Below are 25,168 nucleotides of genomic sequence, written 5' to 3'. Positions count from 1 at the left end.
CGGATACAATTCAGAGGCTATCTATTAAAGGGATTGCAAACTGCTTATTTCAAAACAGAATCGGGAAACCGCTGTACAACTCAGTTTCTTAACAATCCTTATCAGGCACACCCGCGTCTTCCTTCGTACGGAAAGAAGATCCACAGCCACAAGTGGCTACCGCGTTCGGATTATGGATGGTGAACCCACCCGTCATACCGGACTCTTCAAAATCAATTTCGAGACCATCCAGATACTTCAGGTTTTCCTTCTCGACTACAACCTTCATGCTCTGAATATCCATATACAGGTCCTCATCGGACTCTTTATCGTCAAAGCCCATGGCGTACGAAAATCCGGTGCAACCGCCCGGTGCTACGCCAAGACGCAGGAACATACCAGGTGTCTCTTGCTGTGCAAGCATCTCTTTCAATCTGTCAGCAGCCGTTTCGCTGATGTTAATCATGCCAGGTCACTCTCCTTTTTCATATAAAATCATGTTCAAAAAGGGCGCTTTTCAGTACCAAGAAGATGGGATGAAGATAGAAATGGAGTAGCGGAGCGTAGGCAAAACTACGTGAGCAACGGACATTTCGGCTGAATCCCATATTCGACGCTGAGATGCCGCTAGGCATCCTTCGTAATCAAAAGCGGACTTTTTGAACTACCTTTCATTAACTCTTCTTTAAATTATACTCCACCCCGTCAAGGGTCTCAAGTCATGTTTGCCTCTTTCCGCGTTCCCCCTCTACTCCTTTTTCTTCCCAGTGTATTGAACCCCCGCGACACGAGGTTTATAATGAATAGGTGGTCGCACTGAAATGTCGATATTTTGCCATGACTTATTCAGGTGACGATCATATATAGAGTTGTAATTTTTTTCACATTTCGAGACTGTCCGCAGTCCCCAATGCATATAGAGTCACAAGACTCACTTTAATGAAAAAATTAGCTTTACGTACGCAGCACACGCTGCACCGGGTAAATAAGAGTTAGTCCATATAAGAAGGCGGCAGTTGACCGCATCTTTGCTATGTAGTTCTGTATGCAGATCCTACACACAACTCAAATCCGGTTAAGAACAGGAGGAAACAGTATGTCTACATTGGTAACACCGTTCACAGACAAAAGAATGGCTGAAATCGTTGAGAAAGTGCAGAACGGCGTAAGGCTGAACGTAGAAGACGGCGTATATCTGTATGAAACAGATGATCTGCTGACTTTGGGCCAGCTGGCCAATGAGGCCAACTTGCGGAAAAATGGTAAGAAAGTATATTTCATCGAAAACATGAGTCTTTATTTTACGAACGTATGCGAAGCCCACTGCGCTTTTTGTAATTTCCGCAAAGACCAGGGTGAAGAAGGCTCCTATACATTATCCGGTCAGGAAATGATCGATTATGTGGAACAGCATATTCATCCAGGCGTACGTGAGTTCCATATCGTAGGCGGACATAACAACCATGTTCCTTTTCAGTATTATGTCGATTCCCTGCGTGCTTTAAACGAGAAATATCCGGATGTTACGCTGAAAGCCTACACGGCAGCCGAGATTGATTTCTTCACCCGGATTAGCGGACTCAGTATCAGAGAAGTCCTGCAAGAGCTGCAAAAAGCAGGTTTGAAAACATTGACTGGTGGCGGCGCTGAGATTCTGTCGGATGAATATCGCAAAAAAATGCGTGTAGACAAAGCGAACGTGGATCGTTATCTTGAGGTGCACCGTACTGCTCATAACCTGGGCATGCGTACCCATACAACGATGCTGTATGGATCAATTGAATCCTATGAGGACCGCGTCAACCATATGGTGCAGATCCGTGAATTGCAAGACGAGACCAACGGATTCATGGTCTTTATCCCGCTTTCCATGCAGCCAAAAAGTAAAAACGCAAGCATTATGCGTCGTAACTCGGCTTATGAGGATCTCAAAACAATTGCGATCAGCCGTCTGATGCTGGATAACATCGATCATATCAAAGCATACTTCATTAACATCGGCCCACAGCTGGCTCAAGTTGCTCTTGGATTTGGTGCTTCGGATGCACACGGCACAATCGTTCGCGAACGGATTAGTCATGCGGCAGGTGCACTCACACCTGAAGGCCTTACACGTAAAGAGCTCATATGGCTCATTAAAGGTGCAGGACGTATTCCGGTAGAACGTGATACGTTCTACAATGAAATTCAAGTGTACGAATAGGATATAATTCCATTCACAACCAATATTGCACCAGCACCACTCCAGAACGCAGCTTTCATTATAGGGAGACGTTTGAATTCGAGTGGTGCAAACTGCTGAATAATATCTTCAATTTTCAATGTCTACTTTTCAATTATTCAAATCATAACAAAAGGAGCAGCTATGTTATTGCATAGCTGCTCCACAGTTTACAGCCCCATTTCAGTGGGACTGATGCAGAAAGGAAGCCGAGTCATGAAAAATTTCGTCATTCTTGGAGGCGGTTATGGCGGCCTCACCATCATCAAGGAACTTCTGGAAGGTAAAATTCCATCCGATACACAAATTATTTTGGTGGACCGCAGCCCCTTTCAGGGATTAAAGACAGAATATTACGCACTCGCAGCAGGAACCGTATCTGATTATGACCTGCGTATCCAATTTCCAGTGAGCGATAAAGTCACTTACCGTTATGGAGAAGTTACTTCGATTGACCTGGAACAGCGTCAGATTGAATTTGAAGGCCAAGACCCGCTCGTGTACGACAAGCTTGTCATTGGACTTGGTTGTACAGACCGTTTCCACAACACGCCAGGCGCCGAAGACTACAGCTGTACCATTCAGAGCTTTAGCAAAACACGCGAGACCTACCTGCGCCTTAATGAAGTCAAAGCCTATGGCAATGTGCATATCGTAGGTGGCGGATTAAGTGGTGTCGAGATAGCAGCCGAACTTCGTGAGAGCAGACCGGATCTGAACATCAGCATTTTGGATCGTGGTGAACGTGTATTATCCGCTTTCCCGCAACGTCTATCCGTGTATGTGCATGAATGGTTCAACGAACATCAGGTAGAGACACGCGGGCATATCGCCATTTCACGCGTTGAACCTAATGCCATCTATAACCGGGATGAACAGATTCTAACAGATGCTGTCGTATGGACTGCAGGCATTCAGCCAGTAAAAGTGGTACAGGATCTGGACGTAACCAAAGACCCTCAAGGACGTGTCGTCTTGAATGAATACTACCAAATCCCGGAATATACCGATGTGTATGTCGTTGGTGACTGTGCCAGTGTACCTTATGCACCTAGTGGTCAAGCTGCGGAAGTACAGGGTGAGCAGATCGCCCATATTCAGCATGCCCTCTGGAAAGGCGAAAAGCCCAATCCACATCCACTCAAGCTTCGTGGCACACTGGGTGCACTCGGCAAGAAGTCTGGGTTTGGGCTGATGGGCAAAACGTCCATGATGGGACGTGTACCTCGTATTTTGAAAAGTGGTGTGCTCTGGATGTCCAAGCGCCATCTCGGTTAGTCGAGATCGAGCTCGTCCCAGGCATCGGCTTCGCCAATTTTGGCCAGAATGGCGTTATATAGATCTTCCACTTTGTCCGTGATGACAACTTCGCCATTCACCAGTGCAAATGGAGTCATAGAACATTGGCCGCAGTTGGTGAGGCAGCCGTATTCAATCACGTCATAGTCTGGATTTTCTTCCAGTTGATCCATGACTTCATCTGTGCCAAAATGCATATTATTGGCACAAAATTCAATAATCGGTCTCATATAGGTTCACCTGCTTTGTTTGACCATTTTAATTTGTGGCCATTTGTAATATAATATAGGGGAAAGGAGTTGAAAAAAATGAGCGAAAACGCACAAAGCACCATGTATGATGAAGTAATTGATGTGCTTGACAAACTTCGTCCGTTTCTGCAACGCGATGGCGGTGACGTGGAACTGGTCGACGTGGAAGACGGCATTATTAAGCTGAAACTGGTCGGTGCCTGCGGCAGTTGCCCAAGCTCCACCATTACCTTAAAAGCCGGGATTGAACGTGCCCTTCTCGAAGAAGTTGAGGGTGTACAAGAAGTCGTACAAGTATTCTAATCAATCCTTCACGAAATAAACCTCAAGAGCCTTTCGCTTCGCATGAAGCGGAGGGCTCTTTTTTTGTGTGCATATGCAGAGAGTCCATGTTCACAGTCACCTTGACCCGTTTCCACGTACAATCCTTCAATTCACCTTTTAAGTATCCTCGCGCTGTATAGTCGGACGAATCGGATCAAGTCCTCCAGATACATCCATAATGTTGCCTGTTATAAAATCGGAATGATCAAGACACAGATACGTAATCACTCGTGCAATATCTTCACCGCTGCCTGGACGCCCTCTTGGTGTTTCCTCGTCGATGATGCCTGCCATTTCATCAATCGTTTTCTCTTTGTTCGCACCACGAATGTCACCTGGACATACCATGTTAACCGTAATTCCATACGGGGCTTCTTCAACCGCGAGTGTCTTTGTGAACGAAACCAGACCCACCTTGGCAGCCGCATATACGGCGCGATGAGGCCAAGATCTCGCTTCTCCAGCATGACTGAAGCCAAAATGGATAATGCGTCCCCATTGCTTGCGTCTCATCTCTGGCAATACACGTTGATCCAGTAACATCGGTCCCAACAGATTTCCTTGCACAAGCATCTGGACCTCAGCTTCAGAATAATCCGCAAATAATCGTCGTTCACGGACAAATGGACCTGCGTTATTCACCAAAATATCAATGCTGCCAAGGTTACCTTCCACCTGCTCAACCAATGAAGAGATATCTTCCACCTTGGATATATCAGCCTGGATGGCAATGCACCGCACACCCTTGGCTATAATCTGAGCCTTTAAAGCCTCAGCTTCTGTTCTGCTGTGTACATAGTTCAGGGCAATATGGCACCCTTGATCTGCCAGACTGAGGGCCGTCATTTTACCAAGACCTTTGGCACTTCCCGTTATGAGGGCAATCTTTCCCTTCACGTTCATCCCCCTCTTCAAAGAGCAGTCACTATCCAGTATAAAAGATTTATCGTCCTCCTACAACTCGCTTATCCACAAGGGATTATCCACCTTTGATTCCAAATATATTTTGACTGAGCAAGCAACTGATGAGTACGATTGGATTACTGGACCAGCATCTGTCTCTTTGGACGGTAAGGTCACCCTGGAAGTCCCTGAAAGCCATTCCTATCTGGATAAGCCCAATACCCAACGATCGATACTTAACAGTGATGGAAAGCCTAACGGGAATGAAATCGGAAGCCTAACCAGCAATAGCGAATTCGGCTCGTGGTATGTAGTGTTCGAGTACGTGAAGACAGGTCACATCCACGATGACGATCAAAATTTGAATGCCGAAGAACTGTTAAGCAGTTATATCCGAGGCACAGAAGAAGATAACAGAGAACTTGATCCTGAATATAGAACGTACATAACGGGGTGGGAAATCGAACCGGCATATGACAGTACCAAACACCAGTTGGTTTACTCCCTTGGTTTCAAGAATGCTGATCAGCAAGCCATGGTCAATTACAATGTAAAACTCCTGACACGCGAAGGATACATCACAGCCATTCTGGTTACAGATACGGCCAACTTTCAACAGAGCCGTCAGGCATTCGAGGAAACCGTACTTCATAAGCTTAGCATCAATGCAGGATACACCTATGAGGAGTACAATGCTTCGACTGACAAAACATCCACCATAGGGCTCAACAGTCTTCTGATGGGCGGGATCGGGTACACGGCTTCCCAGAAATTTAGTGCTCTTCTTTTGCTTAAAAAAGGATGGGCCTTGATCCTGGTTGTCGTCCTTGGGCTGATCGGTTGGATCAGATACAAAATCAAAAGCTCACACGGAGAAGAAGAGAAACTCTCTCCCTCCGAGAGGACGTACCTGCAAGAAGCCGATGAACAGCAGTATGCTGATCAGAATGAATTATCCTACTACCGCCAATCTGGGCATCCATCCAACGCGGATAAACCGGAAAAACTCTGACTTGTGTTGATCCCCACGTCAGCACAGATTAGGAAACATAAAATAAGCCGTATATCTCTTCAGAAGAGATATACGGCTTATTCTTAATAGCTTCACATCATATCATACATATCGTGAATTATTCAGTTGCAGGTTCAACTGCACCTTTATAACGTTCTTTGATGAATGTTTTCACTTCTTCGGAGTGCAAAGCAGCAGCCAGTTTTTGGATTGCATCTGCATCCTTGTTGTCCTCACGGGAAACGAGGATGTTTGCGTATGGGTTACCTTGCAGATCTTCGATCAGCAAAGCATCATTCGCCGGATTCAGGTTCGCTTCGAGCGCATAGTTAGCGTTGATGAATACCAGATCCGCTTCATCCAATTGACGAGGCATCATGGCTGCATCCAGCTCAATGATATCCAGGTTCTTCGGATTGGCTGTGATGTCTTGAATCGTAGATGTAATATTCGTGTTGTCTTTCAGCGTAATGATACCTTCCTTCGCAAGCAACAACAGTGCACGTCCACCATTGGATGGGTCATTTGGAATTGCTACTTTTGCTCCATCAGCCAATTCATCCAAAGACTTAATCTTCTTGGAGTATCCACCAAAAGGTTCAACATGAACAGGTGTTACAGAAACGAGGTTGAATCCACGTTCTTTATTCTCTGTGTCCAGATAAGGCTGGTGCTGGAAGAAGTTCGCATCCAATTTTTTATCAGCAAGTTGCTGATTGGGTTGTACATAGTCATTGAACGTAACGACTTGCAGACGGATACCTTGTGCTTCCAGTTCAGGCTTGATGCTTTCCAGAATCTCTGCGTGTGGTGTAGGTGAAGCTCCAACTTTCAATTCAACTGTACGAGGTGCACCTGCTGAATTGTCTGCGCCGCTATCGGCGTCCTTGTTGTTTCCGCAAGCTGCGAGAACCGCAATCAACATAAGACTAAGTAGAGCAAAAGACCATTTTTTCATGTGTAAAACCCCTTCTCTAATCATTTTGTCATGTGGCATCTGCATTAATGCATATCCATCATGTTATCTATGTGTTATTTCCTGGTGAAAAATGTAACCAAGCGATCTCCAGCCATCTGGAGAATTTGCACTAGAATGATCATCGACACTACGGATATGATCATAATTTCATTTTGATAACGGAAGTATCCATAGTTGATTGCCAGTGTTCCCAGACCTCCACCGCCAACCATGCCCGCCATCGCCGTATAGGAGACAAGCGTAACAATGGTGATCGTTATACCAGCAAGCAGTCCAGGCAGTGCCTCAGGCAGTAACACCCGTCTTACAATCTGTCCGGTCGATGCACCCATCGACTGTGCCGCTTCAATGACACCACGATCAACTTCTCGCAACGTCGTCTCCACCAATCGAGCAAAATAAGGAGCTGCTGAAATCACCAAAGGAGGTATAACGCCGAGCACCCCCGTAGCTGTACCGACGAGTATACGAGTGAATGGAATAAGAGCAACAATCAATATGATAAATGGGACTGAGCGCAAAATATTCACAATCAGGGATAGTATAGTGTACACTGCCCGTGACTTAATCGAAGCAGATCGGGCTGTCATGAACAGCAGTACTCCGAGCGGTAAACCTAAGATAACGGTAAACAAGCCTGATACACCCAAAATTTGCAGTGTCTCTATGGAAGCTTTACCAACCTCTTCCCAACGTACGGTTGAAAAATCCATCTAACGAAGCACCTCCACATCAAGTCCCTCAGCGGTTAATTCTGATATCGTCCGATCAATCGCATTTGAATCACCCTCGAACCGAACGGTCAGCTGCCCATAAGGAACCTGTTTGATCGTAGAGATTGTACCTTGCAGGATGGCAAAATCCACGCCTGTTTTACGTACCGTTCTAGACAAAATCGCTTCATACGTTTTGTTACCCAGAAAGGATATCTTCACAAGTTTGGAAGCAGCACCTGCCTGCAATTCAACGCCTGCATTTGCCAGAGCGGTCTCTTCCAGAGCAAGTCCAGCTTCATGGTCACGCATCATGAAGTCCCGCGTAATCGCATGCTGCGGCTTCAGGAACACGTCTGTTACAGGTCCTTGTTCCACAATGCCACCTTGATGAATGACAGCCACCTTGTCACAGATGTTCTGAATGACATGCATCTCATGTGTGATCAGCACAATCGTAAGGTTGTACTTTTCATTAATGTCGAGCAATAACTTCAGGATTGAATTTGTCGTCTGCGGATCAAGTGCCGAAGTAGCCTCATCACAGAGAAGTACATTTGGATCACTTGCAAGTGCTCTCGCAATCCCTACACGTTGTTTCTGTCCACCCGATAATTGAGCCGGATATTTGCTGCTATGGTGCTCCAGACCAACCAGTGCGAGCATTTCCTTCACTTTGCGATCAATAGCTTCCTTGGGTGTATTCACAAGCTTTAGTGGAAAAGCTACATTGTCATATACCGTTGCCGAAGATAACAGATTAAAGTGTTGAAAAATCATCCCGATCTTGCGTCTCTGTTGCTGCAATTCGGTTTTGCTCAGTTCAGTCAAGTTGATTCCGTCGACCCATACCTCACCCTCCGTAGGCCGTTCCAGCAAATTAATGCAGCGAATCAATGTGCTTTTGCCCGCTCCAGAATGGCCAATCACACCGTAGATTTCACCCTTTTGGATGCTCAAATTCAGCTCGGATAACGCTGTTGTAGATTTTTTCCCTTTGCCGTACGTTTTCGTTAAACCTTTTAATTCAATCAATCGCACTTGCCCCTTTCCAACCACCTACATGTATCTTTACCCGATCTAAAGGAAAACTCCCCTTAAAGTACAAAAAAAGAGCCCTTTGCAGATACAAAGAGGGCTCTTCACGTGAAAGAATATACCTTCTCATCTGCCAAAATCGTGTCTTGCACCATTTTGTAGGAATTAGCACCTAACATCTATAACGAATGATACATGTATCATGTCGTTACAAATCGGTTGCCGGGCTTCATCGGGCCTGTCCCTCCGCCGCTCTCGATAAGAAATATGTTGTTGTAGGATTTTATAAGTTCATGTAGTTTATGCTTTATAATGTGAACGTAACTTTTGAAATATCAATTATATCCGTGTAACATTCGATTGAAACTCAGTATATTCCAAGTATTCCGATTTGTCAAAGGGAATTATTTCTTTTCCATATTTTATTGATATAACTATAAGAGGCTGTTAACGTTTCACAGACCATATCGACGCCCTGACGCATTTCCTGCACATGCTGATTCAGATCCTCCAATTTCACTTTACCTTGCAAGGTCTGATGTAACTGCCACAGGTCATCGTGCATTTCTGAGTTCATGTAGTGAATTTCCATATTACGTCGTTTGCGCAGCTTGCTCATCGGTTCACGATAAGAGTCCTTGATCTGTATTAATAGCAACGCAAGATCATGATGTTCCCTCGCATAGTCGAACTGCCTTAACACCGTAAAATAAGAAAAATGCGCTTTGGTATTTGAAGTATTCAACTGGAATATTTCATTTAATACCGTGCCGACTTTATCCAGAATGGCAAAGCAGCGGATAAAGCCATCTTTGTAGAAATACACATACCGAGCATACTCGGCTTTTTCAGTCGGCGTCATATCATCCGTTGATCCTGCAACGACCTTTTTACGAAAATGAGCAGCAGCGAAACAGCTTTGCTCCAGTTCATCCAGTGAGGAGATGAGTCCCTGAGTCCACACATACAGTTTCCGATAGTCATGCGTGGGATCATGGTCCACATGCATTTGTCGTTGAAATAGCTCAAGCGTATGCGCCATTGCGTCCATCGCTGCCTTCAATTTACCTTCGTTTATACGTGGCTTTTCCCCCAACAACGTTCGCAGCATATCTAACCTCCTCTTTTCCAAATCAACAAGAATTCATCACCGTAAACGTAACACATCATCCATTCCGTGTAATTGCTGCTTGCCATAGGTTGCCCTGATCCCTCTGACATCAAACAAAGTCCACCTGTCCAATGATGTACATCACTGGATGGTGGACTTTCATATTTAAAAACGATTAGCCGGGCGATGTAGCTTGTACACCAGGAAACTCATATACGTTAAGACTCCGAACAATATGGCGATATCCAGCATATGAGCAAGAGCTACGAACATGTATACTTCCGGACGGTTCATTGTCACCATCATGAAAATACCAATGACTACTTGCATCAGAATAAGAACAACGGATACCACACCCAGAGTACGCATTTCCTTGTTGTCCGGATGATTACGGTAAGCGAAATGACCCAGGATTGCGATAACAATCACGAGCGACGCAGCTGCTGCACGGTGAGCAAAAGCAACCGCTACCCCACCCGAAAGCTCAGGAATAATCTGACCGTTACAAAGAGGAAATCCAGAACATCCACCGGCAGAATCCGTGTGACTCACAAATGCACCTGTGTATACCACGAGATATGTGTAAATGGTGGAGAACCAGACCAGATTCCTGAATTTTTTGCTAACCCGAGGGTATTTATTCAGGCGCTCCAATCCGCCATCTTTGGCCTCCTGCCTTATGCCCAGCGCCATCATTAGAGAACTCGCAAAAGCAATCAGTGCAAAACCAAAATGCAGTGCCATGACTGCTGAAGATTGGGAGAAGACAACGGCAAAAGCCCCCATGATTCCCTGGACGATAACAAATACCAGAGTTAAGAAAGAAAACAATTGCAGGTCACGGCGTGACTTGCCAAACCGCAGAAAAGCAACAAACGAGGCAATGGACAACAGTCCAGCCAGTGCACTTACAGCGCGATGGGAATATTCAATGAGTGAAGCCACAGTATGTGCGGGAACGAGTTTTCCGTTACATAAAGGCCATTCTGTTCCACAGCCAAGGCCTGATTCCGTTTTGGTTACGATGCCTCCACCAAAAGTGGCCAGAAACATGACAAGACAGGTTAATACGGTTAACCATTTAAACAAAGTTAAGTGTTTCAATTTTTTCTCACCCGCTGTTGGTTTAAGATGGCGAAGAATATTCTCCGCTTGTTTCGGTACTTTGACACTTATTTCACAACTAAATTCATTATACCGGATAAAATGTTCATTGACGTCGCGCTTTGTGACAAAATGTTAACGTCTGGTGAAATAATGACCCACAGGTCATTTGGGATATGTACAGAAACGTTTCTTACATAGAACGTGTCGAACACACAAACGCCATTTCCCTATTTCAAGAGAAATGGCGTTCTTTTTATTATACCCTTTTACAACATGAACCTGTCATACTTTTATTATCATTTATGGATCGTGTTGTACACCTCAACTGCGCGATCCAGGAACTGCTCAATCTCTTCTCTCGACTTGCGCAGCTTGTTCACATACCGTACGAGTTCGCGGCCATCTGTATACGCCACAAAGCTCGGAATGCCAAGAATATTCTGCTCTTCACTAACAGTTCCAACCTGATCCACGTCGACCTCAATTAAGGTCAGTTCACGTGCATATTTCTCTTCAACCTCAGGCATAAACGGATCGATGTATTTGCAGTCACCACACCAGTCTGCCTTGAATACTGCAATCGTCAAACGTGGGGATTGGATGGCTACATCAAAAGCCGGTTTGGAAGTAATCTGTTCCATTCGGTTCATCTCCCTTTCTGTACCTTGTCTTACCCTAAGTGAAGCAAATTGGCGAGTGGAAGTCAAATAATCAGCGCATACTTAGAATAAACCACATGGTCTGTGAAATTAAACCCAGAACATCATGAAAGGATGTCACATCATGACTTCCACCAGAACCGATTCTTCCAGCGAACAACATCACGGGTCCCTCCTGCAGATGGTCCGTTCCATTCCGGGTGCTGCCCGGGAAATCTGGCGTGGCAAACAGGCTGCATGGCAAGCTTCTGCACAGCTTCGTCACCCTTTGCGTGACATCGAGTGGGATACAGATACGGCAGCTGCCTTACAGTCTGAGGTGGAGCGTTTGTTACCTGCCAGCAACAAATCTTTTGCACGCACGGACCAGGTTCAAAGCGCACTCGTCTGCGAAGAAGATTGCATCATTCTGGAAGAGATTAAGACACTGACTCAAGAGCACAATCGGAGTAATATTACTCGCACGGCAGCTTATCTGGAATGTTATGAGCAATATCCCGAACTGCATTGGGCACTACTGGCCCATATGGTCTCTCGCAACGGCGGATATCACATGACAGATCTTCAGGGTGACTTAATGCATAATCTACAAAATCAAAGCGATCGCGAGCATATGTATCGGCTGCTGGAGCGGTGCAATGCACTCATTTTCCAGGATGCATATCCACAGCTTCTGCTGTATATGAACAGTCGCCGGATCGGACGTAGCTGTTTCCATCTCTTGTCGCACTTTCACGTATCGACGTTTATGACGCCGTTTTGGGAACGCTTTTGGCTGGAACGATGCAGTTCACTGCTAAGTGTGGCATTAATTATTAATGAGCAGAACTATATCGAGAGCCGGGTGGTGCAGCATCCTTATTTTCAAAAAGAGGTACTATCCAGACCCGCATTCCATCTGCATAATCTGGCCGGTCTGAATCATATCGTCTTTCCTCTTGGACGGGGAGCAGGACTCGCAGGACGCGTCATTGAACATTTTGGCAAACTGGATGAGCGAATCATGTTTGGCAAAGGCCTATATGCTCTGTTGTTTGGCGTGGAGCAAGTACACACACAAGTGTTGGAGTTCGCACGTTTGGTTCCCCATCGTGGCTCGCGCGCTGAATATTGGCCTGACCTGTTTACCAATCGTGAAGACGAGGCGGGTGAACATACATTATACGCTCAGGCGTTACTGGATGAGGAATGGCTTCCAGAAGGGCAACGATTATATAGTCCGGAACTGCTCTCCGTATGGGGGGACACGCCTTATGAACCGATTACCAGACATGACTGGCTTCAGACTCGGGATAGTCTCGGTTATCTGACGGCACCGCGTCGCCCATGGCTGTTTGAGATGAGTCACGAACACCGGTATGGCATGCTGAAAACAGCACTGGCTCATGATGCTAAAGCCATCACACACTAATGCTAAAGGACACATAGAGTCGGCAAAGACGGATGATGTGATACCCGATGTACCGCTAATCCTCACTTGCGGGGCTAATGTCGAGTTCAGTCGCTTAGCATTCCCTAACTATACAAAAAGCCCTGTCCGCTTAACAGCAGACAGAGCTTGTATCCTATTTTCACAAAATATTGGAGCATGAATGATGCTCCTTGCATGTTTAACCTCTTTGCCCAGCTCCACGTTGAAGACGCATAAGTGGACGAAGAATTTTTTGCAGAATACGGGGGTAACTGCCCAGCTCGTCCTTGCGCAGTACACGCAGCACAACCATGAGAACCAGATACACCACCACAACAAGCAAACCAACCACAAGGCAGGTAAGCAAGAAGGATACACGCGCTGGCAGGAACAGTCCAAAGATCGTATTGCCAATCCAGTTCGTTGCAAATCCTACACCTGCTGCAAGCAACACTGTAATGATAAATCCTTTCCAACGATCTCCCATGATGGAGAAATCAACGATTTTGCGAAGGACCCGCAGATTCAGGTACGTGATGACCAAGAAGCAGAGGGCCGTTGCAATAATGATGCCGTAAATGCCGAAGATCGGCGCCAGAATCAGACTTGCGATCAGTTTGATCACAACACCTGCTGCGACACTGATCATCGTAATCCGCGGTTTCCCTACCCCGAGTAAAATAGAGTTGGTGGTCATCATCGTAATCTGGAAAATGGTACCGAATGTTAACAAGGCAATGATCGGCGTTCCATCCAGATTGGTAAACAGCAATCCGTTAACAGAATACGCTGCCGCACAAAGTGCAATGACAATCGGCATACCTGTAAGAATCGAAATGCGCAACGCAAGTGTAACCTGACTCTTCAGATGCGCTTCATCCTTGCGGGCAAATGCTGCTGAAATGACAGGCACCAACGATTGACTCAAAGCGATAGCCAGAATCGGAGGAATCCCCGCAATACTTTGGGCCTTCGCCCCGAGGATCGCAAGGACGCCTGTCGCTTCTTCGAGCCCGATCTGACCACTAAGCAGTGGTACCACAAGGGATGAATCGATGAAGTTAATGGCTGGCACCGCAAGTGAAGACAGTACAATTGGAATAGACAGCTTGAAGATATCACTGTAGATACCTCGCATCGGTAACTGCTCTGCACGCTCGTAATTCAATTGGGCCGCACGGTCGCTACGACGCAGCTTCAAGGTGAAGTACAGCATGACACCAAAGGCACCCACACTTCCTAATACCCCACCAAATGAAGCACCCGCAGCAATCGTCTGGTCATCATAATTCCATTGCAGCATGACATAAGCCACGATAACGGCTGTACCTACACGGGCGAACTGTTCCACAATCTGTGAAATACCACCCGCTGTCATGTTGCCGCGTCCTTGGAAATATCCACGCATCATCGCAATAGCCGGGAAAAGTAGTAACGCTGGAGCCAAGGCGCGAATGGCGCTGACCGACTCCGGTACTTTGGACACATACGTAGCATAATAAGGTGCCGCGAACCACAACAAAGCAGACATGACTACCCCGGCCACAGCGGCAAAGATCAGGGCTGCACGGTAGATCTGTTGGGCTTCACTCGCGCGTCCGAGCGCATAACGTTCCGATACCATTTTACTAAGTGTACTCGGTATGCCCGCCGTTGCTACAGTTAACAGCATTAAATATACCGTATTGGAGATGGTAAACGATGCGTTACCGATATCGCCGAGGATATGCTCCAGCGGCACCCGTTGGACCAATCCGAGTACTCTTGCGATCAGCGCAGCGGCCGCCAGAATGAGCGTACCCCTAATGAATGTTTCTTTCTTAGACAAACGAATTCCCCTTCTTTCCTCCACACCGGACGTGCATCCCGTTGAAGCTAATCCTGAACGTTTAGGCGAATCTTACCACCCAGATAATAAAGAGAACAATCATGACGATTTGCAAAATAATTTTCATCACAGTACTCGTAAATAGCCCCACAACGGAACCAAATCCAACTTTCGACGCTTTGGAAGGTGAAGACCCTCCGATCAGTTCCCCGATAAATGCACCGATAAATGGTCCCAGCACCAGTCCAAATGCCGGAATGACAAATGGGCCAATGATAACACCAATGGTACTCAGCGTTGTTGATAACTTGGAGCCACCGAACTTCTTCACGCCCCATGCACTGACGACATAATCAGCCACAAACAACACAACAACAATCAGAATCTGAATGATCCAGAACCACACACCAAACGGATCAAAGCTGAAGAACCAGCCGTAGACCAGAAACGCGAAGAAAATCGCTACAGCACCAGGCAGTATGGGATATACTGTTCCAGCCATCCCCACTGCAAACAGCAGCACAATTAAAATCCAGGCAACGGTTGCGAGCAAAGGTTACTCCCCCTTCAAAATATGTTCACGGATCACTTCGACGATGCCGTCTTCATTGTTACTCGCTACGATCAGATCAGCCGCTTCCTTCACCTGCTCCTGCGCATTACCCATCGCTACACCAAGACCCACGGCCTCAATGACAGCCAGATCATTCAAACTGTCTCCGACAGCAACAACTTCGGACATCTCGATGCCCAGCAGCTTGCAGACTTCAGCTACACCACTGGCTTTGGATACGCCGGCAGGGTTGATCTCAATATTAACGGGTGAGGAGTTGGTCATTTGCAGACCACCCATTTGTTGCAGTTCCATCATGATCTGGTGACGCACTTCATCCACTTCCGTATTGAAGCCGAATTTCAACCATTCCAGACCTTCAATATTGTCCGTCCAGCGGTCACGATTGAAGAGTTCTTCCACGGAGTATGCCCAGTACCAGCTGTTATATTTCTCACCAATTTCCTGCATTTTGCGAATCAATGCCGGGTCCATCAGATGACGCATATGCAGGTCATGCGGGGCTTTCCAGACCTCACTACCATTAACAGTAACCATCGGTGTCTCCAGCCCAAGCTGGACCGCATAAGGCATGGCGTGGAATACGGCTCTTCCTGTGGAAAGGCACACATGTACACCCCGACGAATGGCAATTTGAATCCACTTGGCGGTCTCCTGTGTAATTTCATGATTATCGTTAAGTAATGTTCCATCCATATCCAATGCAAGCAATTTGTATTTCAGTTCACTCATACAGTATTTCCTCCTAGGTTGTCTCTCTCCAAGTTGAACTCATGGATATCCATTCAGGCACTACGCGGGCAGAAAACCTTTCGAGTCGTAGTATCTTTGTTTTAGAATTACCTTTTTCTTTAGTGTGTTGAGATTATACGAGGTAACCGTTACGTGTACGGATCGTCTTCCGATCGCTGTTGTCTCCAAATTTTCTAGATTCTCTCTTCTTAAAGGTTAGAAATTCGGAGACAAAGGCGAACGCTATCGCTTCTTCAGATCGATTCCGCCCCCTTCACTACATCACCTGTGTATTTAGACCTCATAACACCTATCTTCAAGAAAGAAAATTCATAAACAAATTTCCCTTCTCTAGATCCTTTCTGCCCTCTCCGTTCCACAATGGTTCTGCAGTTCAACTTAAAGGTTCTCTTTATCTATTTTAAACATTCTTTCACAACAAGATCGCCCGGCACCCGTAACAACGGACGCTCCGGACGTCACAGCTAACGACATTTTACCACAGATCATCTGTATGCAACAAAATAACCCGTAATCGGCAAGATGACGCTACATTATCAATTTATATTGTATATCTTATATCCGGTTGCCCTTGTAAAAGTAATACGACCAGACACGCAAAAACCGCCTGCGATGCAGACGGCTTCTTAAAATTTTGTTTATTCACCTGTTATCTACTTAAACTTCCATTACCTTGCCGCGAATTTGCGACGAGCGTAACGGAGTACGATGCCATGTTTCGGTGACAGCAGCAGTGCAAGAACAAACAGAATTCCAGCAACAGCTACCATACAGCCCGCAATGGAAGCATCCAGGGCGTATGCCATGATGTAACCTCCAACCGAGGATGCTGCTCCGATTAGGACGGCATACAGAATCATTTTGCCCAGACGATCTGTGAGCAGGTAAGCCGTTGCCGCAGGTACAATCAACATGCCCACAACGAGAATCGAACCAACACTTTCAAATGAAGCTACGGACGTCATCGAAACGAGTCCCATGAGCAGATAGTGGAACAACACTACTGGAATGCCGCAGGCCGCAGCCAGCGCCGGATCGAAGGCACATAGCTTGAACTGTTTGTAGAACAGCCCAATGACGACGAGGATGACTAGTAAAGTGATACCTAGCATCCAGACCGCCCTCGGCCCGACATCCGTACCCCCAAGGGTTAGCGTATCCCACTGTACATAAGCGATCTCACCAAACAAGACACAATCCAGATCCAGATCAATATGCTGGGCGTTCAGACTAATCAGAATGACCCCTACTGCGAAGAGTGCTGTGAACACAATTCCGATCGAGGCATCAGACGAGAGTCCACCCGCCTGTAAACTCTGTATGAAGAACACCGTCAGTAGTCCAAACACCGTTGCACCAAGTAGCATCCATAACGAATCTCTGGAACCACTCCACAGGAAAGCAATCGCAATACCAGGGAGGACCGCATGGCTGATCGCATCACCGACCAGAGCCATTCGCCGCAGAATCAGAAAACAACCGAGGATGGCGCAGGCGGAAGAAACCAATACGGCCGTTAAGATAATCCAAAACGTTGCCATTACATCTCCCCCCGTTCCTGCTGATTTCGTTGTGTGGCGAGAGTCTGGAGTGTAGCCCGCTCTTCACGCATATACGCCGATTTTGCCTGAATACTACGCAAACGTCGAGCTAATAATCCACGACGCGGAGCCAGTAAGGCTGACCCGGCAAACAACACCGTAGCCGCAAGAACGGTTACAGGTCCTGTCGGCAGATTAGGTACAAGCGTACTGAAGATAGTCCCTGTTGCACCACTCAATGCACCAAATATGCCAGCCAATACCACCATCAGTGCGAGTGAGTCGGTCCAGCAACGTGCCGCTGCTGCTGGGGTTACCAGCAAGGCCGCAACAAGCACGACACCAACGGCTTGTATTCCGGCCACCACCGCGATTACCGTTAAGAGCAGGATGAGCTGCTCCAACATGGCAACTGGCAGTCCCATACCACGTGCAAATCCCGGGTCAAAACTCACCAGTTTGAATTCCTTGAACCAGGCAAGACAGGCAATCAGTAATACGAGACATACGCCACCCATGACATACACATCCGTCATGACCATGGATGCCGCCTGCCCAAACAAATATTTATCGAGTCCGCTTTGACTTCCGCTCGCCCCATGCTGGATGCGCGTCAGCATCACTACACCAACCCCGAAAAATACGGTCAGCACAATTCCCATCGCCGCATCCTGCTTGATTCGGGAGTAGCGCGTAATCCACGAGATTCCGAAGGTAGCAACAATGCCAGCCACCAGAGCACCGAACAGGAATAATCCGACCGACTTCGTTTCCGTCAACATAAATGCAATACAGATCCCAGGCAGAGCAGCATGAGCAAGGGTGTCCCCCATCAGGCTCTGTTTACGAAGAAAGGTGAAGGAGCCAATAATTCCGCTACTGAATCCTAACAACAGACAGCCAAGCAATATCCAACGTGTATTGGGGTCAGATAAGATGGCAACGATCCAGTTCCACATGCACTACACCTGGCCTTTCTCCGTCCGGCTTCCGATCATCGCAATCCGGCCTCCGTACGTCTCTTGCAGTGTATCCGGTACAAATACTTCACTTGTCGGCCCACCTGCCACCAGTCGTCCATTGAGCAGCAGCACATGGTCGAAGTATTCCTCGACTGTCGCCAGATCATGGTGAACAACCAGTACGGTCTTGCCTTGTTTCTTCAACTGTTCCAAAAGCGAAATGATCGCTTTCTCCGTGGTGGCATCGACACCTGCAAATGGCTCATCCATGAAATACAGATCCGCGTCTTGCACGAGTGCCCGCGCCAGAAAGACACGCTGCTGCTGTCCACCGGACAGCTGACTGATCTGGCGGTACATGTAATCACCCATGCCGACTTGCTCCAGGCAGTGTGCCGCCAGGTCTCGCTCCTTTTTCCCCGGACGACGGAACCATCCTAGATGACCATACCGTCCCATCATCACCACATCGAGTGCATGCGTTGGAAAATCCCAGTCCACCGATTCCCGTTGGGGCACATAACCGATGCGGCGACGTTGTTCCCTGTACGATTGTCCGAAGATCCGTACCTCTCCATGCATCTTCGGTACCAGTCCCAGAACGGCTTTGATTAGTGTTGATTTCCCTGCGCCATTCGGTCCGAGGATTCCGATGAGTTGTCCTTCTGGGATATCGAAGGATACGCTGCTAAGCACCGGCTTTTTGTGATACGCAACAGCCAGATCCCTCACACTAAGAGGAGCCGATGTTGGCTGCGTTCCCTGCAAGTGGCTATTGTTCAGTTTCGTAGGAGTTTGTTTCAATAAAGTTGTATCTTCCATAATCCTGTACTCCTCTCTTCATGTGATTCATTATTTCAGTGCTTCTACAATCGTCTCAACATTGTGGCGAATCATACCGATGTATGTGCCTTCTTCCGTTCCCTCAGCCCCCATGGCATCCGAGAACAGTTCTCCGCCAATGCTGACCGTATGTCCTTTTTGAGCTGCTCCGGCAATGATGGCTTCCATCGCTTTTGCAGGCACACTCGATTCAACAAATACTGCTTTGATATGGTTATCTACGAGATAATCCCGCAGTTCGCTAACATCTTTTGCGCCGTATTCGGCTGCAGTACTGATGCCCTGAAGCCCCATCACTTTCATGCCATAAGCCTGACCGAAATATCCAAATGCATCATGCGCCGTAACCAATACCCGGCTTGCTTCCGGAATCTCCAGAATCTTCTCACGCACCTCGGCATCCAGTACTTCGAGCTTCGCCAGATACGCCTCTGCCTGAGCCTTGTACTCTTCAGCATGGTCCGGGTCCGCCTCCACGAGCGTATCGCGTACGGCTTCTGCCGCGTGCATCCAGTGGCTGACGTTAAACCAGACGTGTGGATCATATTCGGTGCCGCCTGTATCTTTGCCTGAGTGTAACTCCTCAACTGGAATAGTCTCTGTAACAGCAGTAACCAGCTTGCTTGAGGACATTTTCTCCAAAATGTCTGTCATTTTGCCTTCAAGGTGCAGTCCATTATAGAAAATGACTTTTGCTTGTTCCAGCTTACGAATATCACCTTGGGATGCCTTGTACAAGTGGGGATCAACGCCCGGGCCCATTAGCCCGGTAACATCAACATATGCCCCGCCTACCTCACGTGCTACGTCAGCGATCATTCCCGTTGTAGCGGTTACTTGTAACTTGCCACCACTGCTCGTCTCTGCATCACTGGAACATGCCGTAAGTACAACAACCAGAACCAGAGCCGCTAGCGTAATGACCCCCCTCTGAATACTCCTCATTTTCACCATTAACAATTCAACCGACCCCTTTCCCTCTCCTAAAATACTTGTCTACATCTAATTTTGTTGTACAAGGTATTAAGTTTTAATCAAGACTAATAATGTTTCCCTTGTGCAAATTTTATCCGAAGCCAAAAAAAAAGGCAAGGGATTATTTCCCCTGCCTGTCCAAATATATTTAATTCACTTCATAAACCTTTCGGTCACGATGGTAAAAGAGCTAACTTCCGAGACGTTCTTTTGTATTACTCGTTGTCTTTCCCTTCGTCTTTCTTACCTTTCGGCGTTCCATCGAGACCATACACTTCATCATATGCATCGAAAATTTTTCGTGCTATTGGTGAAGCACTGACTGACCCGAATCCACCTTCCGGTACAACAACAGCGACAGCAAGCTTCGGATTATCTCTTGGTGCAAAGGCAATAAAGACACCATTCTCTTTTTTGTTCGGTCCTGTCCCCTGCTCTGATGTTCCTGTTTTCCGTGCATAATCGTAGGGGAAACCGTCAAATGAACTTACTTTGGTAACCATACCTTTGTGAACTTCATTCCAGTGAGCATCGGCAAAATCAACTTCATTGAGCACCTTAGGTTTGATCTCTTTCACCACATTGCCGTCCGCGTCACGGATTTCCTTCACCAGATGTGGTTCCATCCGTTTGCCCTTATTAGCAAGCATGGTCGTGTATTGGGCGAGTTGCATCGTGGTGTACTTGGCTTGTTGTCCAAAGGAGGCAAATGCCAAACGTGTTAGAGCTGATTCGTCTTCATTAGTATATTCTAGCCTACCCAGAAATTCATTAGGCAGATCTACACCAGTGGACACACCCAAGCCAAATTCCTGCATGTGTTTATGCCAGACATCGATACCTTTCTCTGAGCCATATTTACTTAACAAACGTTTCCCCACCATATCAATCATGAAGGCATTGGAGGATTTCTCAATCGCTCTTCTCGCCGTGATAGAACCATTATAAGCAGAATGCGAGTTCTTCACTTGTCGTCCGTCTTTCCCCAAAACCGCATATCCCTGATCATGATAGGTCTGTCCTGCTGTAAATAATCCCTCTTTTAATCCAATAAGCACACTTAGCGGTTTGATTACTGATCCAAGAAGTATAACAGATTCGGCCCGACTAGGCTTGGCATCATTCGGTGGGAACGACTCGGTGGTTCCATTCCGGAACACATATTTGATTTTGTCATAATCCCAATCGTTCGGATCATAATCCGGCATACTCGCCATAGCCACCACATTCCCCGTATCCACTTCCATGGCTACTGCGTATCCGGTAATTGCCTTAGGGAGTCTGCGCAATTCGTCCGTTATTGCTTCTTGTGCGGCCATCTGAATTTCCTTGTTAATGGTGGAGACCAGACTGTAGCCTTTCTCCGGTGGTGTTTGTAACATCGTCCCATCTGGGAGATTACGTGCGTCAATATCAATGGACTGATATCCGCTTCGTCCACGGAGTTCTTCCTGGTATTGAAGCTCCAGCCCATCGAAGCCAACCTTCTCTTCTTCATGGTACACAAGACCAGGATCACGCTGGGTACTTGCCCCCTCACGGATGGCCTTATATTTGGCAATGGAATCTGGTGCCCGTTTGAACTCTCTTGTGTAACCCACAACCTGAACGGCTACACCATCCGGGTCATATTTTCTTATGTTTTCTTCCAGCACCATAACGCCCGGATATTCCGCTTTTTTCTCCATGAAAAAGGCAATTTCTTTGGTCGATAGATCCGACTTCACAAGCCTCGGCACATACCCAAACGTTTTCTGGTAATCCAGATCCAATCGTTTGATGATCTCTTCCCCGTCCGGCTGCTCCTTGTCCCCTGGATTAAACTGCTTAAACACAGCCGCCAGATCATGAGCCAGTTCCTCTGCTTCCTGTCTACGTTCATCATTCCGATAATCCTCATATAACAGCACATACAGGGACTGTACAGGTTCGGAATAAGCGAGCGCGACTTCCCCTGTCGCATCATAGATGGGACCACGAACAGGTGCGAGTGGAATGTCTTTGGTATTACGACTCGTTTCCATATACGTCAGTTCAGGACCCTCCACAAACTGCACAAAGGCTAATCTGAAAATAAGGATACTGAATATGACAAATGCCGCGAAAAAAAACAGATTCAGCCTTGCGGTGGAAGGCTTGTTGACGGGTGTATCTTCCTCAGTCATGGGTTTCTTCCTCAATCGGTTAAACATGTTTTAAGCCTCTCCCGTTCCTCTATAAAAATAAAATATTTAATCCGTCTTGTGAACGTGTTCAATCCGATATTTAATCCTTTCTCAACCAAGTCTACCAAAGGTTAGCTGTCACGTCTTTCAATATTTGGTTACATTTTCGTAAACAGAACCGTTACACTACCCCATCTACCGATTCCAATGTAAACACTGACATATCAACGTTGTCCCGCTCTCCAGATCGCGTTTACCCTTCCCTTATATAAACGTGGTACAGCTCATATGGTTACATATTAATGCAACTAATTAGTTCACTTCCTCGATCCATTCTCCACGTAAAAACAAAAAGAGGACCCCCGAAGGGTCCCCTCTGTAACCAATGCCTCACATTACTGTGTGCCTGATTCCGAATCTGAATCTTTATTTTTGTCCTTTTTCGGTACACCGTCGAGACCGAATTCCTCGTCATAGGCATCGAAGATCGCACGTGCAACCGGAGCCGCACTGCTCGATCCAAAGCCCCCTTCGGGGATAACCACAGCGACAGCAAGCTTTGGATTATTACGTGGTGCATAGGCGATAAATACACCGTTATCCACCAGTTTACCGCCTACTACCTGTGTCGATGTTCCTGTTTTTCTAGCAAAGTCATAAGGGAATCCGCTAAATGCAGATACCTCGGTTGCCATGCCTCGTTGTACTTCATTCCAGTAGGCATCGTTAAACTCCACCGTGCTGAGTACCTTCGGTTTTACTTTCTCGACCACGTTGCCTTCCGAATCCCGGAACTCTCTAACCAATTGTGGCTCCATCCGCTTTCCTTTGTTCGCCAGCATTGTCGTGTACTGTGCTAACTGCATGGTTGTGTATTTTCCCTGCTGTCCAAAGGAACCATACACGAGACGAGTCAGCGAGCTTTCCGTGTCGTTCATGTAATCCCGTATGCCCAGGAATTCATTCGGCAGATCAACCCCTGTAGATACCCCAAGGCCGAACTGCTTCATGTATTCATCCCATTTGTCAATTCCGGTCGCACCGTATTTTGAGTACATCTTCTTCCCGATCTCATCAATCATGAATACGTTCGAGGAATGACGAATCGCATCACGAGGATACATTGCACCATACACATGCCCTGATGAGTTCTGCACTCTGCGATTGTCCCCACCAAAGGTCGTTGAACCTCTATCCGAATAAACCGTATTGGTAGTGAAGAAACCTTCTTTTAAACCAATCAAGACACTAAGCGGTTTGATGGTGGAACCGAGTAGCACGATCGATTCAGCTCGCTTTTTAGAGTCATCCGGAGGGAATGAACGAATCGTACCATTTTGATACACATATTTGATATCATCATACTGATCATTTGTGATACTGCCTGTTCTCCAGATGTTGGTATCATAATCAGGCATACTGGCAGCAGATACGATTTTCCCCGTATCCACTTCCATCGCAACCGCAAACCCGGTCTTGGCATTTGGATGCAATCGACCGGAAACCTGATTCCTATGAAGCCAACTCAACTGATCCAGAATGGCCTGTTCTGTTTTCACCTGAACGTTCTTGTTAATGCTGGAAATCAGGTCGTAACCTTTCTGCGGCGGGGTAGAACCTGCTACACCTTCAGGCAAATTACGCAAATCAACATCAACGGATGTATATCCGCTTTTGCCGCGGAGAGCATCCTGATATTGCAGTTCCAGTCCATCAAAGCCTACAAATTCATTCTCTGTATACACCAGGCCCGGATCCGTTTGCGTTTTATTGGCCTCATCCACCTCTTTGTATTTGTTCAAGGACTTCGAACTTCTGAACTTCTTCAGATAACCGATGGTCTGAACCGCTACCGTATCCGGATCGTAGAATCGCACACTCTCCTCGACGATCTGAATACCTTTGAACTCGTCCTTGTGCTGTAGGAAATAAGCAACTTCTTCCTCGGACAGATCACTCTTGATCAGACGCGGCATAAAACCGTTCGCTTTACGGGAGTTCAAGTCCATCTCTTCAATAATTTTCTCCACTGTAAGTGACTCTGAATCCTTCAGCTTGTACTGTTCAAACACATCATGCAACCGGGTTGCAATATCCTGCACTTCCCCTATGTTAGGACTTGGTTTCCCATCAACATCCCCATAGTTTTTATAAAGTGTCAGGTAGAGAGACTGAATGGGCTTGGAGTAAGCCAACTTCACCTCACCTGTAGAATCATAGATCGTGCCTCTCACAGGAGGAAGTGGTACATCCTTGGTAATGTTACTTGCTTCTTCCTGACTAAGTTCAGGGCCCTCCACGAATTGCAAAAAGGCCAAGCGTACAATAATAACGCTAAAAATAACAAAGGAAGCGAAGAAAAATACGTTCATTCGGTAACTGAAGCGCCGTTTGTCCGTAAGTTCATCCTTCTCATTGGAATGTTTTTTCATCCATCCTACCTCTTTCATGACTTGATGCATACCGCTCAAACTGGTTCTTCGCGGCATGATAACCTGGCAACGTCGTCATATTCCGGAC

Annotated in this window: 23 protein-coding genes and 1 riboswitch; of the genes, 5 read left to right on the top strand and 18 right to left on the bottom strand. The window is 46.8% G+C overall.

The genetic code is table 11. From position 1 onward, the window contains the following. Window positions 1-88 precede the first annotated feature (88 nt). Window positions 89-445 carry a HesB/IscA family protein gene (locus MKY28_RS01280; RefSeq protein ID WP_036605753.1) on the bottom strand — a complete coding sequence of 119 codons (357 nt, stop codon included), beginning with the start codon at window positions 443-445 and terminating at the stop codon, window positions 89-91. A 630-nt stretch (window positions 446-1,075) separates the two neighbouring features. Between MKY28_RS01280 and mqnE the strand changes: the two genes are divergently transcribed. Together mqnE and MKY28_RS01270 are read left to right on the top strand one after the other, a co-directional pair. Then, window positions 1,076-2,182: an aminofutalosine synthase MqnE gene (mqnE, locus tag MKY28_RS01275; RefSeq protein WP_036605752.1), complete on the top strand. Its 1,107-nt coding sequence runs from the start codon at window positions 1,076-1,078 to the stop codon at window positions 2,180-2,182. A 234-nt stretch (window positions 2,183-2,416) separates the two neighbouring features. Beyond that, the gene (locus tag MKY28_RS01270) at window positions 2,417-3,478 is read left to right on the top strand and encodes an NAD(P)/FAD-dependent oxidoreductase (protein ID WP_036605751.1); all 1,062 of its coding nucleotides are present in this window, start codon (window positions 2,417-2,419) and stop codon (window positions 3,476-3,478) included. Here the strand turns inward: MKY28_RS01270 and MKY28_RS01265 are convergent. Then, complete coding sequence (locus MKY28_RS01265) at window positions 3,475-3,729, bottom strand: YuzB family protein (protein WP_076328984.1); 255 nt, start codon at window positions 3,727-3,729, stop codon at window positions 3,475-3,477. The genes MKY28_RS01270 and MKY28_RS01265 overlap by 4 nt on opposite strands. 78 nt (window positions 3,730-3,807) lie before the next feature. On the opposite strand from MKY28_RS01265, the gene MKY28_RS01260 reads away from it, so the two are divergent. Continuing rightward, window positions 3,808-4,053: a NifU family protein gene (locus tag MKY28_RS01260; RefSeq protein ID WP_017692412.1), complete on the top strand. Its 246-nt coding sequence runs from the start codon at window positions 3,808-3,810 to the stop codon at window positions 4,051-4,053. A gap of 138 nt (window positions 4,054-4,191) precedes the next feature. Here MKY28_RS01260 and MKY28_RS01255 read toward each other — a convergent pair whose 3' ends face one another. Further along, window positions 4,192-4,971, bottom strand: a complete 780-nt coding sequence (locus MKY28_RS01255) for an SDR family oxidoreductase (protein ID WP_076328983.1) — start codon at window positions 4,969-4,971, stop codon at window positions 4,192-4,194. A gap of 109 nt (window positions 4,972-5,080) precedes the next feature. Here MKY28_RS01255 and MKY28_RS01250 point away from each other — a divergent pair, with 109 nt between their 5' ends. Continuing rightward, a complete protein-coding gene (locus tag MKY28_RS01250) occupies window positions 5,081-5,989 on the top strand; it encodes a DUF2167 domain-containing protein (protein WP_340934491.1) in 909 nt (302 codons plus the stop codon). Between the two features lie 118 nt (window positions 5,990-6,107). Here MKY28_RS01250 and MKY28_RS01245 read toward each other — a convergent pair whose 3' ends face one another. The 6 genes from MKY28_RS01245 to MKY28_RS01220 form a co-directional block, all read right to left on the bottom strand. Beyond that, window positions 6,108-6,947 carry a MetQ/NlpA family ABC transporter substrate-binding protein gene (locus MKY28_RS01245; protein ID WP_036605748.1) on the bottom strand — a complete coding sequence of 280 codons (840 nt, stop codon included), beginning with the start codon at window positions 6,945-6,947 and terminating at the stop codon, window positions 6,108-6,110. A gap of 74 nt (window positions 6,948-7,021) precedes the next feature. Beyond that, complete coding sequence (locus tag MKY28_RS01240; RefSeq protein WP_036673326.1) at window positions 7,022-7,681, bottom strand: methionine ABC transporter permease; 660 nt, start codon at window positions 7,679-7,681, stop codon at window positions 7,022-7,024. Further along, window positions 7,682-8,716, bottom strand: a complete 1,035-nt coding sequence (locus MKY28_RS01235) for a methionine ABC transporter ATP-binding protein (RefSeq protein ID WP_340934490.1) — start codon at window positions 8,714-8,716, stop codon at window positions 7,682-7,684. 126 nt (window positions 8,717-8,842) lie between these two features. Then, window positions 8,843-8,984, bottom strand: a riboswitch (SAM riboswitch). 129 nt (window positions 8,985-9,113) lie between these two features. Continuing rightward, window positions 9,114-9,830 (bottom strand): Cthe_2314 family HEPN domain-containing protein, encoded by a 717-nt coding sequence (locus tag MKY28_RS01230; protein ID WP_340028399.1) that lies wholly within the window; start codon window positions 9,828-9,830, stop codon window positions 9,114-9,116. Between the two features lie 165 nt (window positions 9,831-9,995). Next, a complete protein-coding gene (locus MKY28_RS01225) occupies window positions 9,996-10,934 on the bottom strand; it encodes a COX15/CtaA family protein (protein ID WP_036605745.1) in 939 nt (312 codons plus the stop codon). Window positions 10,935-11,233: 299 nt separating this feature from the next. Continuing rightward, on the bottom strand, window positions 11,234-11,578 hold the full coding sequence (locus MKY28_RS01220) for a thioredoxin family protein (protein WP_017692403.1): 345 nt from the start codon (window positions 11,576-11,578) through the stop codon (window positions 11,234-11,236). Window positions 11,579-11,720: 142 nt separating this feature from the next. On the opposite strand from MKY28_RS01220, the gene MKY28_RS01215 reads away from it, so the two are divergent. Then, window positions 11,721-13,007, top strand: coding sequence for a DUF2515 family protein (locus MKY28_RS01215; RefSeq protein ID WP_340934486.1), 1,287 nt, complete (start codon window positions 11,721-11,723; stop codon window positions 13,005-13,007). Window positions 13,008-13,206: 199 nt separating this feature from the next. Here the strand turns inward: MKY28_RS01215 and MKY28_RS01210 are convergent, their stop codons facing one another. From MKY28_RS01210 to MKY28_RS01170, 9 genes are all read right to left on the bottom strand, one after another. After that, window positions 13,207-14,835, bottom strand: a complete 1,629-nt coding sequence (locus MKY28_RS01210) for a putative polysaccharide biosynthesis protein (RefSeq protein WP_340934484.1) — start codon at window positions 14,833-14,835, stop codon at window positions 13,207-13,209. A gap of 61 nt (window positions 14,836-14,896) precedes the next feature. Further along, on the bottom strand, window positions 14,897-15,337 hold the full coding sequence (locus MKY28_RS01205; protein ID WP_047841365.1) for a DUF456 domain-containing protein: 441 nt from the start codon (window positions 15,335-15,337) through the stop codon (window positions 14,897-14,899). Between the two features lie 54 nt (window positions 15,338-15,391). After that, window positions 15,392-16,141, bottom strand: a complete 750-nt coding sequence (locus MKY28_RS01200; protein ID WP_047841303.1) for a Cof-type HAD-IIB family hydrolase — start codon at window positions 16,139-16,141, stop codon at window positions 15,392-15,394. Window positions 16,142-16,830: 689 nt separating this feature from the next. After that, window positions 16,831-17,703, bottom strand: coding sequence for a metal ABC transporter permease (locus MKY28_RS01195; protein ID WP_340934481.1), 873 nt, complete (start codon window positions 17,701-17,703; stop codon window positions 16,831-16,833). Next, window positions 17,703-18,662, bottom strand: coding sequence for a metal ABC transporter permease (locus MKY28_RS01190; protein ID WP_017692397.1), 960 nt, complete (start codon window positions 18,660-18,662; stop codon window positions 17,703-17,705). Before MKY28_RS01190 ends, MKY28_RS01195 begins: the two co-directional genes overlap by 1 nt. A 3-nt stretch (window positions 18,663-18,665) precedes the next feature. Further along, window positions 18,666-19,487: a metal ABC transporter ATP-binding protein gene (locus tag MKY28_RS01185; RefSeq protein ID WP_235193917.1), complete on the bottom strand. Its 822-nt coding sequence runs from the start codon at window positions 19,485-19,487 to the stop codon at window positions 18,666-18,668. A 30-nt stretch (window positions 19,488-19,517) separates the two neighbouring features. Beyond that, window positions 19,518-20,462, bottom strand: coding sequence for a metal ABC transporter solute-binding protein, Zn/Mn family (locus MKY28_RS01180; protein ID WP_340934476.1), 945 nt, complete (start codon window positions 20,460-20,462; stop codon window positions 19,518-19,520). A gap of 236 nt (window positions 20,463-20,698) precedes the next feature. After that, window positions 20,699-22,648, bottom strand: coding sequence for a peptidoglycan D,D-transpeptidase FtsI family protein (locus MKY28_RS01175; RefSeq protein ID WP_340934473.1), 1,950 nt, complete (start codon window positions 22,646-22,648; stop codon window positions 20,699-20,701). 395 nt (window positions 22,649-23,043) lie between these two features. Continuing rightward, on the bottom strand, window positions 23,044-25,080 hold the full coding sequence (locus tag MKY28_RS01170; protein WP_076328974.1) for a peptidoglycan D,D-transpeptidase FtsI family protein: 2,037 nt from the start codon (window positions 25,078-25,080) through the stop codon (window positions 23,044-23,046). Window positions 25,081-25,168 lie beyond the last annotated feature (88 nt).

The sequence above is a fragment of the Paenibacillus sp. FSL R5-0473 genome (genome assembly GCF_038004565.1).
Classification (GTDB): domain Bacteria; phylum Bacillota; class Bacilli; order Paenibacillales; family Paenibacillaceae; genus Paenibacillus; species Paenibacillus amylolyticus.
The sequence above is the reverse complement of the archived record's forward strand: the minus strand, read 5'-3'. Positions and strand labels throughout refer to the sequence as shown.